Origin of the sequence: Streptomyces sp. KR55 (genome assembly GCF_052245645.1) — a bacterium.
Classification (GTDB): domain Bacteria; phylum Actinomycetota; class Actinomycetes; order Streptomycetales; family Streptomycetaceae; genus Streptomyces; species Streptomyces flavusporus.
Window position 1 is genome coordinate 1 of record NZ_JBQQCE010000870.1, and the last position, 1,675, is coordinate 1,675.

At 72.7% G+C, this 1,675-nt stretch carries 2 protein-coding genes; both read left to right on the forward strand.

Features of this window, described 5'->3' with window-relative positions; all coding sequences use genetic code 11:
* Positions 1 to 377: alpha-glucosidase C-terminal domain-containing protein (locus tag ACTWQJ_RS51115; RefSeq protein WP_443313154.1), on the forward strand; the 377-nt coding region annotated here is incomplete at its 5' end.
* Between the two features lie 28 nt (positions 378 to 405).
* Positions 406 to 1,675 (forward strand): maltokinase N-terminal cap-like domain-containing protein (locus tag ACTWQJ_RS51120; protein ID WP_443313155.1); only part of this gene is annotated, 1,270 nt, incomplete at its 3' end.

Consider the following 1,675-nt stretch of genomic DNA (forward strand, 5'->3'; position numbering starts at 1 on the left):
TCACCAACGTCGAGGCATCCATGTCGTCGCCGTCGTCGCTGCTGCACTGGACCCGCCGGATGATCGAGATCCGCAAGCAGAACCACGCCTTCGGCCTCGGCTCGTACACCGAACTCCAGTCCTCCAATCCCGCGGTGCTCGCCTTCCTGCGGGAGTACGAGGACGACCTGGTGCTGTGCGTGAGCAACTTCGCCCGTTTCGCCCAGCCGACCGAGCTGGACCTGCGCGAGTTCAGCGGCCGCCATCCGGTCGAGCTGTTCGGCGGGGTCCGTTTTCCCGCCATCGGCGAACTGCCCTACCTGCTGACCCTGGGGGGCCACGGCTTCTACTGGTTCCGGCTCGTCCGCGTCGCATCTCGCATCGGCAGACGGCTGTGAGAGTGCGCCGACGAAAGGAGGCGTCACCATGACGAAGACCGCAACTCTCCGCCCCGGCAGGTATGAGCTCACGCAGTCCATGGCCTCGCTGGACGGGCTGCTGCGCGAATGGCTGCCCCGGCAGCGCTGGTTCGCCGGCAAGGACCGGCCCGTCACCGACCTGCGCCTGCTGTCGCTGACGGAGCTGTTCCCGGGCTGTCTGCATCTTCTGGTGCACGCCGGTCACACGGGCGGCCACGCCGGTCTCGCGGTGGTACCCACCCCCGGCGGCACTCCCCCGCCCGGCGACTGCTACCAGCTGCTCCTCGGGATCCGCGAGCACGCCTCACCACGCCTCGGCCGGGCCCTGATCGGCCGTGCCCACCAGGGCCCGCTGGCCGACATGACGGTCTACGACGCCCTGCAGGATCCCCGGACGGCGCAGCTGCTCCTGGAGCGGCTGCGGCACCCCGGCACGACGGGGCCCCTGCGCTTCGAGGCCGACCCGGCCAAGCCGGTCCCGGCCGGTCTGGTGCCCCGCGTGCTGGACGCCGAACAGTCGAACTCCTCACTGGTGTACGGCGACGAGTTCATCCTGAAGGTCTTCCGACGCATCCAGCCCGGCGTCAACCCCGACCTGGAGGTGCCGGGCGCACTGGCCGGGCAGGGCTGCGACCGGGTCCCGGCTCCCGTGGCCTGGTTCCGGACGACCCAGCCGCAGAAGGCGACACTCGGCGTGCTGCAGCCCTTTCTGCGGGACGCCTCCGACGGCTGGACGCTGGCCCTGCACGCGCTCGGCACCGGCGACGACTTCACCGCCCAGGCCCGTGAGCTGGGCCGGGCCACCGCGGAGGTGCACCTCGCGCTGGCCGCGGCCTTCCCGTCCGGCGGGCGCTGCGAGAACGGCCGTACGGCGGCCGCCATGACCGACCGGCTGGACGACGCGGCGCACAGCGTGCCGGGGCTGCGGCCGTTCGTGCCCGGGCTGCGGTCCGCGTTCAGCGCCCTGCTGACCTGCGATCCGGGGCCGCCCGCCCAGCGGATCCACGGCGATCTGCACCTGGGGCAGGTGTTGCGCGCGGGCCGTGAGTGGTTCGTCATCGACTTCGAGGGCGAACCGTCCCGCCCGCTGGCCGAGCGGCGCAGCGCCCAGTCGCCCGTCCGGGACATCGCGGGGATGCTGCGTTCCTTCGACTACGCGGCCCGCCAGCGCCGCCCGTGGCGTCCGCGGTGGGCGCGCCGGTGCAGGGAGGCCTACTGCGCGGGCTATGCCGCCCGGGCCGGCTGGGACCCGCGAAAGAAGCACGGCCTGCTCCGGG